Source organism: Citrobacter sp. UYEF32, from assembly GCF_040546205.1.
Classification (GTDB): Bacteria; Pseudomonadota; Gammaproteobacteria; order Enterobacterales; family Enterobacteriaceae; genus Phytobacter; species Phytobacter diazotrophicus.
In genome coordinates this window covers 38,927-52,011 of the sequence record NZ_JBEPNI010000009.1, presented here as the reverse complement: position 1 = coordinate 52,011, position 13,085 = coordinate 38,927, and the positions used below count along the sequence as shown (strand labels likewise).

The 13,085-nt window shown below is 52.1% G+C and carries 12 protein-coding genes and 6 tRNA genes; 8 read left to right on the top strand and 10 right to left on the bottom strand.

Annotated features, from left to right (window positions below):
* The first annotated feature begins 36 nt into the window (after positions 1-36).
* From zipA to ABIB59_RS22590, 3 genes are all read left to right on the top strand, one after another.
* The gene (zipA, locus tag ABIB59_RS22600) at positions 37-1,014 is read left to right on the top strand and encodes a cell division protein ZipA (protein ID WP_354037117.1); all 978 of its coding nucleotides are present in this window, start codon (positions 37-39) and stop codon (positions 1,012-1,014) included.
* A gap of 71 nt (positions 1,015-1,085) precedes the next feature.
* Positions 1,086-3,101, top strand: coding sequence for an NAD-dependent DNA ligase LigA (ligA, locus tag ABIB59_RS22595; protein ID WP_071193714.1), 2,016 nt, complete (start codon positions 1,086-1,088; stop codon positions 3,099-3,101).
* Positions 3,102-3,317 (top strand): DUF3820 family protein, encoded by a 216-nt coding sequence (locus ABIB59_RS22590; RefSeq protein WP_039079743.1) that lies wholly within the window; start codon positions 3,102-3,104, stop codon positions 3,315-3,317.
* Here ABIB59_RS22590 and ABIB59_RS22585 read toward each other — a convergent pair.
* Complete coding sequence (locus ABIB59_RS22585) at positions 3,314-4,303, bottom strand: bile acid:sodium symporter family protein (RefSeq protein WP_354037115.1); 990 nt, start codon at positions 4,301-4,303, stop codon at positions 3,314-3,316. The genes ABIB59_RS22590 and ABIB59_RS22585 overlap by 4 nt on opposite strands.
* Before the next feature lie 89 nt (positions 4,304-4,392).
* On the opposite strand from ABIB59_RS22585, the gene ABIB59_RS22580 reads away from it, so the two are divergent.
* The gene (locus ABIB59_RS22580; protein ID WP_354037113.1) at positions 4,393-5,322 is read left to right on the top strand and encodes a LysR family transcriptional regulator; all 930 of its coding nucleotides are present in this window, start codon (positions 4,393-4,395) and stop codon (positions 5,320-5,322) included.
* Here ABIB59_RS22580 and ABIB59_RS22575 read toward each other — a convergent pair.
* The 5 genes from ABIB59_RS22575 to ABIB59_RS22555 all read right to left on the bottom strand — a co-directional run bounded on the left by ABIB59_RS22575 (position 5,313) and on the right by ABIB59_RS22555 (position 6,685).
* A complete protein-coding gene (locus ABIB59_RS22575; protein WP_107223183.1) occupies positions 5,313-5,696 on the bottom strand; it encodes a FlxA-like family protein in 384 nt (127 codons plus the stop codon). The two genes, ABIB59_RS22580 and ABIB59_RS22575, sit on opposite strands and share 10 nt — an antisense overlap.
* Positions 5,697-6,287: 591 nt before the next feature.
* Positions 6,288-6,363: transfer RNA gene (locus ABIB59_RS22570), tRNA-Lys, on the bottom strand.
* Between the two features lie 4 nt (positions 6,364-6,367).
* Positions 6,368-6,443 (bottom strand) — tRNA-Val (locus ABIB59_RS22565).
* 46 nt (positions 6,444-6,489) lie between these two features.
* Positions 6,490-6,565, bottom strand: a tRNA-Val gene (locus ABIB59_RS22560).
* A 44-nt stretch (positions 6,566-6,609) separates the two neighbouring features.
* Positions 6,610-6,685: transfer RNA gene (locus ABIB59_RS22555), tRNA-Val, on the bottom strand.
* A 257-nt stretch (positions 6,686-6,942) separates the two neighbouring features.
* Between ABIB59_RS22555 and gltX the strand changes: the two genes are divergently transcribed.
* Positions 6,943-8,358 (top strand): glutamate--tRNA ligase, encoded by a 1,416-nt coding sequence (gene gltX, locus ABIB59_RS22550; protein WP_107224722.1) that lies wholly within the window; start codon positions 6,943-6,945, stop codon positions 8,356-8,358.
* A 45-nt stretch (positions 8,359-8,403) separates the two neighbouring features.
* Here the strand turns inward: gltX and ABIB59_RS22545 are convergent, their stop codons facing one another.
* Both ABIB59_RS22545 and ABIB59_RS22540 read right to left on the bottom strand, forming a co-directional pair.
* A complete protein-coding gene (locus ABIB59_RS22545) occupies positions 8,404-8,799 on the bottom strand; it encodes a YfeC-like transcriptional regulator (protein ID WP_079496194.1) in 396 nt (131 codons plus the stop codon).
* A 1-nt stretch (position 8,800) separates the two neighbouring features.
* A complete protein-coding gene (locus ABIB59_RS22540) occupies positions 8,801-9,163 on the bottom strand; it encodes a YfeC-like transcriptional regulator (protein ID WP_039079749.1) in 363 nt (120 codons plus the stop codon).
* Between the two features lie 220 nt (positions 9,164-9,383).
* On the opposite strand from ABIB59_RS22540, the gene ABIB59_RS22535 reads away from it, so the two are divergent.
* Positions 9,384-9,459: transfer RNA gene (locus ABIB59_RS22535), tRNA-Ala, on the top strand.
* Between the two features lie 40 nt (positions 9,460-9,499).
* Positions 9,500-9,575, top strand: a tRNA-Ala gene (locus ABIB59_RS22530).
* A 265-nt stretch (positions 9,576-9,840) separates the two neighbouring features.
* Here the strand turns inward: ABIB59_RS22530 and ABIB59_RS22525 are convergent.
* Complete coding sequence (locus tag ABIB59_RS22525; protein WP_039079750.1) at positions 9,841-11,028, bottom strand: NupC/NupG family nucleoside CNT transporter; 1,188 nt, start codon at positions 11,026-11,028, stop codon at positions 9,841-9,843.
* A gap of 351 nt (positions 11,029-11,379) precedes the next feature.
* Between ABIB59_RS22525 and ABIB59_RS22520 the strand changes: the two genes are divergently transcribed.
* The gene (locus ABIB59_RS22520) at positions 11,380-12,618 is read left to right on the top strand and encodes an Nramp family divalent metal transporter (protein ID WP_039079751.1); all 1,239 of its coding nucleotides are present in this window, start codon (positions 11,380-11,382) and stop codon (positions 12,616-12,618) included.
* Between the two features lie 60 nt (positions 12,619-12,678).
* On the opposite strand, the gene ypeC is transcribed toward ABIB59_RS22520, so the two are convergent.
* Positions 12,679-13,011, bottom strand: coding sequence for a DUF2502 domain-containing protein YpeC (gene ypeC, locus ABIB59_RS22515; RefSeq protein ID WP_039079752.1), 333 nt, complete (start codon positions 13,009-13,011; stop codon positions 12,679-12,681).
* Between the last annotated feature and the right edge of the window lie 74 nt (positions 13,012-13,085).

Below are 13,085 nucleotides of genomic sequence, written 5' to 3'. Positions count from 1 at the left end.
CCGTGTTGGCAAGGTGTTAGAACAACAGAGAATATAATGATGCAGGATTTGCGTCTGATATTAATCATTGTTGGCGCGATCGCCATAATCGCTTTACTGGTTCACGGTTTCTGGACCAGTCGTAAAGAACGTTCCTCAATGTTCCGCGATCGACCGTTAAAACGTATGAAGTCGCGACGTGACGACGATGACGCCTACGACGAGGATGTCGAAGAAGATGACGACAGCGTGGGCGAAGTCCGCGTTCATCGGGTAAACGCGCCGCCAAAAGCGGGAAGTGAACCTGAGGCTCCGCGTCAACAGCCACAGCATCAGTATCAACCCCCGTACGCGTCGGCGCAGCCTCGCGCAACTGCTGCCCCTGCCCGCCATGAAGAGCGCCAGGCTCAGCCGGTACAGCGTGCGCCGCAGGTGGAGCCGCAGCAGCCCGTTCAGGAGCCGCGTGAGCGCGAATTTGCTCAGCCTGTGGCACCTGCACAGCCACAGCAACCTGCGTTTACGGCGGCACAGCCGTCGCATCATGAACCTGTCGCGCAACCTGAGCCTGAACCTGAGCATATTGAAGAAGCCCCGGTTGCGGAAAAACCGCAGCGTAAAGAGACGGTCATTATTATGAACGTCGCGGCGCATCAGGGCAGCGCGCTACAGGGTGAGCTATTGCTCAACAGTATTCAGCAGGTTGGTTTCAAGTTTGGCGATATGAGCATTTTCCATCGCCATCTCAGCCCGGACGGTAGTGGTCCTACGCTGTTCAGCCTGGCTAATATGGTTAACCCAGGAACATTTGATCCGGAGCGGATGAGCGAACTCACCACGCCTGGTATCACTATGTTTATGCAGGTGCCATCTTACGGTGACGAGCTGCAAAACTTTAAACTGATGCTGCAAGCCGCGCAGTACATTGCTGATGAAGTTGGCGGCGTGGTGCTTGATGATCAGCGTCGTATGATGACTCCGCAGAAGCTGCGTGAGTATCAGGACAGAATCCGTGAAGTCAGGGACGCAAACGCGTAACGGCCACGGTTGCTTCGTTATTTCCCCAGAACCCCCGCCCGTCGGGGGTTTTTTATCATTGATGGTGCGACATGGAATCAATCGAACAAAAGCTCACTGAACTACGAACCACTCTTCGCCATCACGAATATCTTTATCATGTCATGGATACGCCTGAGATCCCGGATGCGGAATATGACAGGCTGCTGCGTGAACTCCGCGAGCTTGAGGCGCAGCATCCTGATCTCATCACGCCGGATTCACCCACACAGCGTGTGGGTGCCGCGCCGCTGGCCTCATTTAGCCAGGTACGCCATGAAATCCCGATGCTGTCGCTTGATAACGTCTTCGATGAGCAGAGCTTTCTTGCCTTCAATAAACGCGTTCAGGATCGGCTGAAAAGTACCGATGCGCTCATTTACTGCTGCGAGCTGAAACTTGATGGCCTGGCTGTCAGCATCCTCTATGAAAACGGCGTGCTGGTGCGTGCCGCAACCCGTGGCGATGGGACGACCGGTGAGGACATTACCACCAACGTACGCACGATCCGCGCTATTCCGTTGAAACTGCATGGCGACAATATTCCGGCGCGTCTGGAAGTGCGTGGTGAAGTTTTCCTGCCCCAGGCCGGGTTTGAAAAAATTAACGAAGAAGCGCGTCGCACCGGAGGCAAAGTGTTTGCTAACCCACGTAATGCGGCGGCTGGCTCTCTGCGTCAGCTTGACCCACGTATTACGGCGAAGCGACCACTTACTTTCTTCTGTTATGGCGTGGGCGTGCTTGAAGGCGGTGAACTGCCCGATACCCACCTCGGACGCTTGTTGCGCTTTAAAGAGTGGGGTTTACCGGTCAGCGACAGGGTGACGCTGTGCGACTCGCCGGAGGCGGTGCTGGCTTTTTATCACAAGGTAGAAGAGGACCGCCCGACGCTGGGCTTTGATATCGATGGCGTGGTCATTAAGGTCAATTCCCTGGCGCTCCAGGAACAGCTTGGTTTCGTTGCTCGCGCGCCGCGTTGGGCGGTGGCTTTCAAATTCCCTGCCCAGGAGCAGATGACGTTTGTTCGTGACGTCGAATTTCAGGTGGGGCGTACGGGGGCGATTACCCCCGTTGCGCGGCTGGAGCCGGTACATGTCGCAGGCGTGCTGGTGAGTAATGCCACGTTGCATAATGCGGATGAAATTGCCCGTCTTGGTCTGCGCATTGGCGATAAAGTCGTGATTCGTCGTGCGGGCGATGTGATTCCCCAGGTGGTCAATGTGGTGGAGTCTGAGCGTCCTGATGGTACCCGGGAAGTCGTATTTCCAGCCCACTGCCCGGTATGTGGTTCGGATGTAGAGCGCGTGGAAGGCGAAGCGGTTACTCGCTGTACCGGGGGGTTGATTTGCGGCGCACAGCGCAAAGAAGCGCTGAAACATTTTGTCTCCCGCCGGGCAATGGATGTTGACGGGATGGGCGATAAAATTATCGACCAACTGGTGGAAAAAGAGTACGTCCATACGCCTGCCGATCTGTTCCGTCTGACGGCAGGTAAGCTGACAGGTCTGGATCGTATGGGACCGAAATCGGCACAAAACGTAGTTAATGCATTAGAAAGTGCAAAAGAGACCACATTTGCCCGTTTCCTGTACGCGCTGGGTATCCGCGAAGTAGGCGAAGCCACAGCGGCGGGGCTTGCGGCGTACTTCGGTACGCTGGAGGCGCTGGAAGCGGCTTCCATTGAGGAACTGCAAAAAGTACCCGATGTAGGCAAAGTGGTCGCGGCGCATGTCTTTAACTTTTTTGCCGAAGAGAGTAACCGCGATGTGATCGGCCAATTGCTGGCAGAGGGCGTGCGCTGGCCTGCGCCGGTAGTCGTCAACGCCGAAGAGATAGACAGCCCGTTTGCCGGTAAAACCGTAGTGCTGACCGGTAGCCTGAGCCAGATGTCGCGCGATGATGCCAAAGCCCGCCTGGTTGAGCTTGGCGCGAAAGTGGCAGGCAGTGTGTCGAAAAAGACGGATCTGGTTATCGCCGGCGAGGCCGCGGGTTCCAAGCTTGCGAAAGCACAGGAGTTGGGCATTGCGGTGATTGATGAAGCGGAAATGCTACGGCTGCTGGGTGCGTAAATGGAAAAAGAACAGCTTATTGAGATTGCGAACACTGAGATGCCATTCGGGAAGTATCAGGGGCGGAAGCTGATTGATTTACCTGAGGAGTACCTGCTGTGGTTTGCCCGTAAGGATTCGTTTCCTGCCGGGCATCTGGGCGAACTTATGCAACTGGCTTTGCTGATTAAAACGGAGGGGCTGGCCCATCTGGTGCAGCCCCTGAAACGCCGTTAGGCCTTCGCCGTTTCCTGTGCCTGCAGTTTTTCTGTCTGGCGTTTGTAGCGACGTGCCAGTACCGCGCAGACCATTAGCTGGATTTGATGGAAAATCATCAGAGGCAGCACCATCATCCCTATCACTGATGTCGGGAACAGAATGTTGGCCATCGGAATACCGTTGGCCAGGCTTTTCTTGGAGCCGCAGAATACGATGGTGATTTCATCCGCTTTATTAAACCCGAGTTTACGGGCCGCGAAGATATTAATCGCGATAACAATCGCCAACAGAACCATGCTGAATACCACGATAAACAGCAGTGAACTTACGCCTACCTTGTGCCAGATCCCATTAACAACGGCTTCGCTAAACGCGGAATAGACGACCAGCAGAATGGATGTTTGATCGGTTTTCGAAATCCACTTCTTATTACGCGCCACCCATGCACCCGTCCACCGGCGTGACAGATGACCCAGGACAAATGGCAACAACAGTTGCAGCATAATTTTGCCAACCTGTTCCAGGCTCCCGTCAGCGCCATGCAGATTCATTAGCAGGCCAACCAGCAGCGGGGAGAGGAATATACCTAACAGGCTGGAGGCGGAAGCGGAACAGACGGCAGCCGCGACATTTCCTCCGGCAAGTGAGGTAAAGGCAATAGCCGATTGTACGGTCGCCGGCAGAATACACAGATAGAGGAAACCGGTGTAGAGCTCCTGGCTCACATTGACGGGTGACCACCAGACAAACAGTACCCCTAAAACGGGAAATAAAATGAATGTGCTGCACATCACCCACAGATGCAGTCGCCAGTGGCTACCCCCGGCAATAATCGCTTCTCGAGACAGTTTCGCGCCATGCATAAAGAACAGCAACGCAATGGCTGCGGTGGTCAGCCCTTCAAAGAAGGGAACAAAACCGCCGCGGGCCGGGAAGAAAGTGGCCAGCAGAACGGTACACACCAGCGTCAATGTAAAAGGGTCAAGGACACGAAAAAGTTTCATAAACACTCCTGAAATTCGGTGCCAACAGTTTGCGTTTTTTGTTTTGAGAAATAAAATTAATTTATTGAATCAATATATGAATTTATTAGATGAATTATTCGTTGCGACAGCTTCGTGTCTTTGTCACGGTAGCACATGCCAGAAGTTTCAGCCGGGCAGGGGATATTATTGGGTTAAGCCAATCGGCAGTGAGCCACAGCGTAAAAGAACTGGAGCTGCAGACCGGAGTCCGATTACTCGATCGTACTACGCGTGAAGTGGTGCTGACAGAAGCCGGGCAGCAGCTCGCAGCCAGACTGGAAAGATTGCTTGAGGAACTGAATGACACGTTACGTGACGCCGGACGTGTGGGTCAGCAACTATCCGGTACAGTGCGCGTGGCGGCAAGTCAGACGATTTCGGCTCATTTGATTCCGCAATGTATTGCGCAGAGTAACCGTCTCTATCCAGAGATCGACTTTATGCTGCATGATCGGCCGCAACAGTGGGTACTGGAGAGTATTCGTCATGGTGAAGTGGACTTTGGCATCGTTATCGATCCCGGTCCGGTGAGTGATTTGCAGTGTGAAGAGATCCTGGAAGAGCCGTTCTTTTTGCTCTGCCATCACGATCACGCCTGGGCGACATCGCAAACCATACCCTGGTCAGCACTGCAAGATTCACGTCTTGTGGTTCAGGACTACGCTTCGGGCAGCCGTCCATTGATTGATGCCGCCCTGGCACAATTTGGCATCACAGCCGCTATCGTTCAGGAGATAGGGCATCCGGCTACGTTATTTCCTATGGTAGAAGCGGGGATTGGGATTAGCATCATGCCCGCGCTGGCGTTACCGTTGCCGCAGGGGAGCCAACTGTGTGTGAAACGCTTAAAGCCAGAGATTAAGCGTAAGATCATGCTGGTGCAGCGAAAAAATCGTTCGCTTTCGGGAGCCGCGCAGGCGCTATGGGATGTGGTGCGTGAACAGGCCCGGTGTTTGAACCAGGCCCGGGAAGACGACCCGCTATTCCATCAGATGTAAATATCGATCTGGTTGTTGTCAGAAGGGGTGTTAACACCTTCTGGTTTAACAGCGGACTGGCTCTGTTTTTCGTCATTTTTTTTCTGCGCTTCCTCTGCCTGTTTGTATTCCAGTTGGGCCAGTTGCGCTTGTAACTGCTTGATCTCAGCCTGTAGCAGCTCCCGTTGTTTCTGGCTGTCAGCATCGGCACTGCCTGATGTCGCGAGATCTTTCAATTGCTGACTCAATTTAGAGATTTGCTGCATAATGTTGCTGATCTGCGAAGCAATATCGCTGTTTGAGGAAGACGAGCCGCCGGTGCTACTGGTGCTGCTTTTGCCACCGCTGATGCTGCTGGAAATCACAGTTGATGTGGTTGCCTGAATTGTTGTCATTTCTCTTTCCTCTCTAGCCCAAAACACCATTAACGGTGGAAAAGTACCGCTGGCACATGCGGATCCGTGCCGCGCTCAGGGTATTATATCTCTATATTAAGCATAAATTATGGCAAAGCGTTATCAGACCTGCCTGCAGATAACTTAATGGTTTTATTGTTTTTACTGTATGGGATAAGTTGGTTTTTTCGACTGGCTTTTTGGTGTTTTTAAAGGGTTTATTATCTTGCCAGGTAGGGCGAGTTTAATGGTTTTTATTCTTTCCTGTTCCTGGGCAGAGAGTAAGGAACAAAATACGTGTCGGAAGAAGAACGGTATATTGCAGATAGCAAAAAAGCGCCGCCAGCGCCATTTTTACATTGGTGGGTCGTGCAGGATGACTCGGCTTTGCCTCGCCCTTCGGGCCGTCGCCGCAGGCGGCTCCGTTGTCTCACTTCGCTACTCGTCTCATCCTGAGACTCGCCCTTCAGGCCAACGCTATCGCGTTGTTCAAAATTGTTCCCGACAATTTTGTCGACTCGAACCTGCAGCAGGTTCGAATCTTGTATATTGCAGATAGCAAAAAAGCGCCTTTAGGGCGCTTTTTTACATTGGTGGGTCGTGCAGGATTCGAACCTGCGACCAATTGATTAAAAGTCAACTGCTCTACCAACTGAGCTAACGACCCGAAGTGGTGGGTGATGACGGGATCGAACCGCCGACCCCCTCCTTGTAAGGGAGGTGCTCTCCCAGCTGAGCTAATCACCCACTTCGGTACTTCATATTGTTGTAAGAAATCCAGCTGGCGAGAAAGTGGTGGGTGATGACGGGATCGAACCGCCGACCCCCTCCTTGTAAGGGAGGTGCTCTCCCAGCTGAGCTAATCACCCACTTCTCAATTTCTTACATTACACGGCGGAGACTACCTAAGTAGTGGTGGGTGATGACGGGATCGAACCGCCGACCCCCTCCTTGTAAGGGAGGTGCTCTCCCAGCTGAGCTAATCACCCCCGCTGTGTGGAGTCGCATTATAGGGAGAGTTGAAAATGAGTCAACGCATTTTCAAAAGAAATTGTTCGTTCGTCGTAAAATTAAACAAACCGCTGTTGAATCGAGCGTGGACGCATGATTTATATACAAAATACATATAGAAGCTTGTGATTGTGGCAACAACATTGAGGAATCACCCCACAGTGATAGAATATTGCGACCTCAATTTCCAGGATTTGCCGGTTGTCGGCATATTTATCAAACGTAAGGCCTTTTCATGAAAATCAAAACTCGCTTCGCGCCAAGCCCGACTGGCTATCTGCACGTCGGCGGTGCGCGTACTGCTCTTTACTCCTGGCTTTTTGCACGTAACCACGATGGTGAGTTCGTGCTGCGTATTGAAGACACCGATCTTGAGCGCTCAACGCCAGAAGCTATTGAAGCCATCATGGATGGTATGAACTGGCTGAATCTGGAATGGGACGAAGGTCCGTATTTCCAGACCAAACGTTTTGATCGCTACAACGCGGTTATTGATGAGATGCTGGAAGCGGGCACTGCTTATAAATGCTATTGCTCCAAAGAGCGTCTTGAAGCGTTGCGTGAAGAGCAGATGGCGAAAGGTGAAAAACCGCGTTATGACGGTCGCTGTCGCCATAGTCACGAACATCATGCCGCGGATGAGCCATGCGTTGTTCGTTTTGCTAACCCGCAGGACGGTTCCGTTATATTTGACGACCAGATCCGCGGGCCGATCGAATTCAGCAACCAGGAACTGGACGATCTGATTATTCGTCGTACAGATGGATCTCCGACCTATAACTTCTGCGTAGTTGTCGACGACTGGGATATGCAGATCACACATGTGATCCGTGGTGAAGACCATATCAACAACACACCGCGTCAGATCAACATCCTGAAAGCACTTAATGCCCCGGTGCCGGTTTATGCGCATGTATCCATGATTAACGGTGATGACGGTAAAAAGCTCTCCAAACGTCATGGCGCGGTCAGCGTGATGCAGTATCGTGACGATGGCTACCTGCCGGAAGCGTTGCTGAACTACCTTGTCCGCCTGGGCTGGTCGAGCGGCGATCAGGAGATTTTCTCCCGTGAAGAGATGATCAAGCTGTTCTCACTTGGCGCGGTGAGCAAATCTGCGAGTGCGTTTAATACCGATAAACTGCTGTGGCTGAACCACCACTATATCAACACCCTGGCGCCTGAGTATGTGGCGACCCATTTGCAGTGGCACATTGAGCAGGAAAATATCGACACCCGCAACGGCCCGCAACTGGCGGATCTGGTGAAACTGCTGGGCGAGCGTTGCAAAACGCTAAAAGAAATTGCGGCAAGCTGCCGTTACTTCTATGAAGATTTCGCTGAGTTTGATGCTGATGCCGCGAAAAAACACCTGCGTCCGGTCGCACGTCAACCGCTGGAAGTGGTGCGCGATAAACTCGCCGCGCTGGCTGACTGGACTGCGGAAAACGTGCACCACGCGATCCAGGCAACGGCTGATGAGCTGGAAGTAGGGATGGGGAAAGTCGGTATGCCTCTGCGCGTCGCCGTAACGGGGGCAGGGCAGTCTCCTGCGCTGGACGTTACCGTGCATGCGATTGGTAAATCCCGTAGCATTGAGCGTATCAATAAAGCGCTGGATTTTATTGCTGAGCGCGAAAGTCAGCAGTAAGACGGCACATAAAACGAAAACGGCAGGTTTTACCTGCCGTTTTTTTTACTCCGCATCTATCGCTGTAATGCCAAGTCTTTGTAGAAAACCCTGAATTCCTTCGCGCGCGAGTAACACCACCAGCCGTTCTTGCTCAAGCGGCGTCATGTTTTGCAGCACGCCATTAATTTTCAAAAGCGCCGAGGTCTGTTTATCCGCCTCATAGTGTGGAAAGGGCTCAGCCAGCGAGGCCGGGGAGTGGCGTTGGCGCATGGTGGGTGTTTTCATAATGAAATGACGAACATTTTTATCGATATGGATAAGACGCGCACGACCACCTTTTACGCCGGGCAAATTTTCCGTTGACCATTTTTGCTCGCGGATCCAACGATTCACCGTCTGTTTTGCCACGCCGAGAAAATCCGCCAATTCCTCAGTCGTCATTTTATCAGGTAGTTTCATCTTATTTCTGTTCACGAATACCCAGACGAGACAGCAAACCGGTAATGCCGTCGCGAAGTAACAATGAGGAAAGCTGTTTCTGTTCGGGCATTGTCATCTCTTTGGCCAGCGTCAGAAGCAGTGTTTCCAGAGTAGGGTCTTTAGCAGTAAGAGAAGAGAACGTTATTTCATGGGCCGAGCGTTGGGCATTGCGGATAAATTCACGGACCTGCTCATTAACATGCACCAGCCGGGCTTTTCCACCCTGTACGCCTGGTTTAGGGGAAGTGACCCAGCCTTCTTTACGCACCCATTTGTTGATGGTCTGGCGGCTGTAACCGGTAAGCTTGGCGAGCTCTTCCGGGGTCATTCGTTCCTTGAGCATGTTATTTCCAGAGTGGTTGTAGGGATAATTAGTGAATAATGTTATAGCATCATTTTATGCGAAAATGTGACATGTTTAACTACTGGCTGCGAGATGTTTCGCAATGTCTTTCATTTGCATGCTTTTTCAGCGATTGATTGCGACCAGATAATTTTGCCGTTGACACCTGGCGAGGGAATTCATATTATGCCGCCCGTCAACACGACACGCTTTACGCGATGGGGCTATAGCTCAGCTGGGAGAGCGCTTGCATGGCATGCAAGAGGTCAGCGGTTCGATCCCGCTTAGCTCCACCAAATCCTCCACCCAGGTGATTTGGTGCGTAAAGAACATTGTGGGGCTATAGCTCAGCTGGGAGAGCGCTTGCATGGCATGCAAGAGGTCAGCGGTTCGATCCCGCTTAGCTCCACCAAAATTCAAACCCTCGCTACGGCGGGGGTTTTTTATTTCTCCGTTTTGTCTCCTCATGTACATTCTTTCCAGGTTTAACTGCAATTATGGGTTTATGAATATTGCGCCGGTAAAAACAGTGATTGGGGAATTTGCCGAGACCGGGAAATAGTGCGCATTGTTAATGAACGCATCGGGACTATCTGCAAGGGATATTAACGGGGAAAGCGTGGCCGTTATTTGCGGCGGGGAAGAAATAAACCGGGGTTGCCCCCGGTTTATCTGAATTACAGTACCAGTGCCGCGATAGAGGCGGACAGGACGCTCACCAGCGTTGAACCGTAAACCAGTTTCAGACCAAAGCGGGAAACCACGTTGCCTTGCTCTTCGTTCAGGCCTTTAATCGCACCGGCGATAATACCGATAGAAGAGAAGTTAGCGAAGGAAACCAGGAAGACAGACAGGATGCCTTCCGCACGCGGAGACAGGCTGGATGCGATTTTCTGCAGATCCATCATCGCCACGAATTCATTGGAAACCAGTTTGGTTGCCATGATACTGCCCACCTGCAGCGCTTCTGAGGACGGTACACCCATTACCCAGGCAATCGGGTAGAAGATGTAGCCCAGAATTCCCTGGAAGGAGATGCCGAGGATGGCAGCGAACAGGGCGTTCAGACCAGAAATCAGAGCGATAAAGCCGATCAGCATCGCCGCAACGATAATCGCGACTTTAAAGCCCGCCAGAATATACTCGCCCAGCATTTCGAAGAAGCTCTGTCCTTCATGCAGGTTAGACATCTGCAGGTTTTCTTCGCTCTCATCGACGCGGTACGGGTTGATCAGGGACAGCACGATAAAGGTGCTGAACATGTTCAGAACCAGCGCTGCGACCACATATTTCGGCTGCAGCATGGTCATGTACGCGCCAACAATTGACATCGAAACGGTAGACATCGCGGTAGCCGCCATGGTGTACATGCGGTTGCGGGACATTTTTCCGAGGATATCTTTGTAAGCGATGAAGTTTTCAGACTGACCCAGAATCAAGGAGCTGACTGCGTTAAACGATTCCAGTTTACCCATGCCGTTGATTTTGGACAGGACGGTACCGATAGCGCGAATAATAATTGGCAGTACGCGGATATGTTGCAGGATACCGATCAGCGCAGAAATGAAGACAATCGGGCAGAGCACTTTCAGGAAGAAGAATGCCAGACCTTGATCGTTCATTTTGCCGAAGACGAAGTTTGTCCCTTCGTTGGCAAATCCGAGCAGTTTTTCAAACATCTCGGAGAAGCCTTTCACAAAACCCAGACCCACGTCAGAGTTCAGGAAGAACCAGGCAAGCAAGACTTCGATCACGAGCAGTTGGACAACAAAGCGAATGCGGATTTTTTTGCGGTCACTGCTTACAAGTAATGCAAGCAGCGCCACAACGGCAAGCGCCAGAACAAAGTGCAGAACGCGGGACATATTTGCTCCAAATATGAGACGGGTAGAAATTTCGTGCACATTCTATGTAACAAGCGGAAAGAAAACGAGATCAAACACACAGTATATTAATGACCTGTGACCAGACTCAAAAATAGTGATCCGCCATACATTTCTGTTATGTTAAGTAAAAGAATGAAAAGTTGCACTGTAATGCTAAACTCTTAACAAGACGGTGTGATTTGCATCCCATCGTCCCTGTCTTAAAAACATCCGGCCCGTCATCGTTTCTGACTATCGAAGAAATCAATCGAATCTACTCTAAATGAACTTGATAATCATTCTCATTTTGGTAGCATGAAACATAGCAAAGGCTATATTTAGGGGCAAGAAATGAACAACAGTCGCGTTGAGAGTAGCAGTGGACGTGCAGCGCGCAAGTTAAAGCTCGCGTTAATGGGACCTGCGTTCATTGCGGCGATCGGGTATATCGATCCGGGTAACTTCGCCACTAATATTCAGGCCGGGGCCAGCTTCGGTTACCAACTGCTGTGGGTGGTTGTCTGGGCGAACCTGATGGCCATGCTGATTCAACTGCTGTCAGCAAAATTAGGGATTGCTACGGGTAAGAACCTCGCAGAACAAATTCGCGACCATTACCCGCGTCCGTTGGTCTGGTTTTACTGGGTACAGGCGGAAATTATCGCCATGGCCACGGACCTTGCCGAGTTTATCGGCGCCGCCATCGGTTTTAAGCTGATCCTCGGCGTGTCGCTGTTACAAGGTGCGGTACTGACCGGTATTGCCACTTTTTTAATTCTGATGCTGCAACGCCGCGGGCAGAAACCGCTGGAAAAAGTCATTGGTGGGCTGCTGCTGTTTGTTGCGGCGGCTTATATTGTTGAGCTGGTTTTCTCACGTCCTGAACTGGCTCCGCTCAGTAAAGGCATCTTGATCCCAAGCCTGCCGGGTACCGAAGCCGTGTTTCTTGCCGCCGGTGTGTTAGGGGCAACAATCATGCCGCACGTGATTTACCTGCACTCCTCATTGACCCAGTATCTGCATGAGGGAACGCGCCGCGAGCGGTATTCCGCGACCAAATGGGATGTGGGTATCGCGATGACTATCGCCGGATTCGTCAATCTGGCGATGATGGCGACTGCCGCTGCCGCATTTCACTTCAATGGTCATACCGGCATTGCCGATTTGGACGAAGCCTATTTAACGCTTGAACCGCTGCTCAGTCATGCGGCGGCTACCGTGTTTGGCCTGAGCCTGGTGGCTGCCGGGCTTTCTTCCACCGTGGTAGGGACGCTGGCCGGGCAGGTGGTGATGCAGGGGTTTGTGCGTTTCCACATTCCATTATGGGTACGCCGGACCATCACCATGATGCCATCGTTTGTCGTTATCCTGATGGGGCTTGATCCCACACGCATTCTGGTGATGAGCCAGGTACTGCTCAGTTTCGGCATCGCCCTGGCGCTGGTGCCATTGCTGATCTTTACCAGTGACCGCGGGTTAATGGGGGAACTGGTGAATACGCCGACGGTCAAGCGCGTTGGCTGGCTGATTGTGATCCTGGTGGTGGCGCTAAATGGCTGGCTGCTGGTGGGAACCGCTTTAGGGGTATAACGCTAAATATTGGCAAAGAAAAAGGAGCGCATGCGCTCCTTTTTGCTTATAGCCTGTTTGTTAACGCCAGTGACCATGGCCGTGACCACGTCCCGGGCCGCGACGATCATCGCGATCATTCCAGCCCTCACGGTAACCGCGTTCGTAAGCATCACGTTTATCCCAGCCACGGTGGTAGCCACGGTCATGCATACGCCAGCGATGGTCACGCCATTCGTAATTACGATGCCAGTAGTCGCGGTCGCGCCAGCGTCCGCCGTCCCAATAATTGCCGTAATTGTCGCGATCGCCAATTTGCAATTTTACAGAAGGCAGCAGTGTTATTTCGCCAGCGTTAGCGACCAGCGGGGCACATGCCATTAATACTGCTGCGAGAATCAGTGACCTGAACATAGTTTTCTCCTTCGCGATCGGGTCTGTTGCAGCAATATTATGTAACGTTTATGCCCGCATCTTCGGCGGAACTC

Bases quoted from the DNA above. Each gene is read 5' to 3' on its own strand.
- ABIB59_RS22525 (WP_039079750.1), bottom strand. From the start codon at position 11,028: ATGTCCCGCGTTCTGCACTTTGTTCTGGCGCTTGCCGTTGTGGCGCTG.
- ligA (WP_071193714.1), top strand. From the start codon at position 1,086: ATGGAATCAATCGAACAAAAGCTCACTGAACTACGAACCACTCTTCGC.
- ABIB59_RS22575 (WP_107223183.1), bottom strand. From the start codon at position 5,696: ATGACAACAATTCAGGCAACCACATCAACTGTGATTTCCAGCAGCATC.
- ABIB59_RS22585 (WP_354037115.1), bottom strand. From the start codon at position 4,303: ATGAAACTTTTTCGTGTCCTTGACCCTTTTACATTGACGCTGGTGTGT.
- ABIB59_RS22590 (WP_039079743.1), top strand. From the start codon at position 3,102: ATGGAAAAAGAACAGCTTATTGAGATTGCGAACACTGAGATGCCATTC.
- gltX (WP_107224722.1), top strand. From the start codon at position 6,943: ATGAAAATCAAAACTCGCTTCGCGCCAAGCCCGACTGGCTATCTGCAC.
- ypeC (WP_039079752.1), bottom strand. From the start codon at position 13,011: ATGTTCAGGTCACTGATTCTCGCAGCAGTATTAATGGCATGTGCCCCG.
- ABIB59_RS22520 (WP_039079751.1), top strand. From the start codon at position 11,380: ATGAACAACAGTCGCGTTGAGAGTAGCAGTGGACGTGCAGCGCGCAAG.
- ABIB59_RS22545 (WP_079496194.1), bottom strand. From the start codon at position 8,799: ATGAAACTACCTGATAAAATGACGACTGAGGAATTGGCGGATTTTCTC.
- ABIB59_RS22580 (WP_354037113.1), top strand. From the start codon at position 4,393: ATGAATTATTCGTTGCGACAGCTTCGTGTCTTTGTCACGGTAGCACAT.
- ABIB59_RS22540 (WP_039079749.1), bottom strand. From the start codon at position 9,163: ATGCTCAAGGAACGAATGACCCCGGAAGAGCTCGCCAAGCTTACCGGT.
- zipA (WP_354037117.1), top strand. From the start codon at position 37: ATGATGCAGGATTTGCGTCTGATATTAATCATTGTTGGCGCGATCGCC.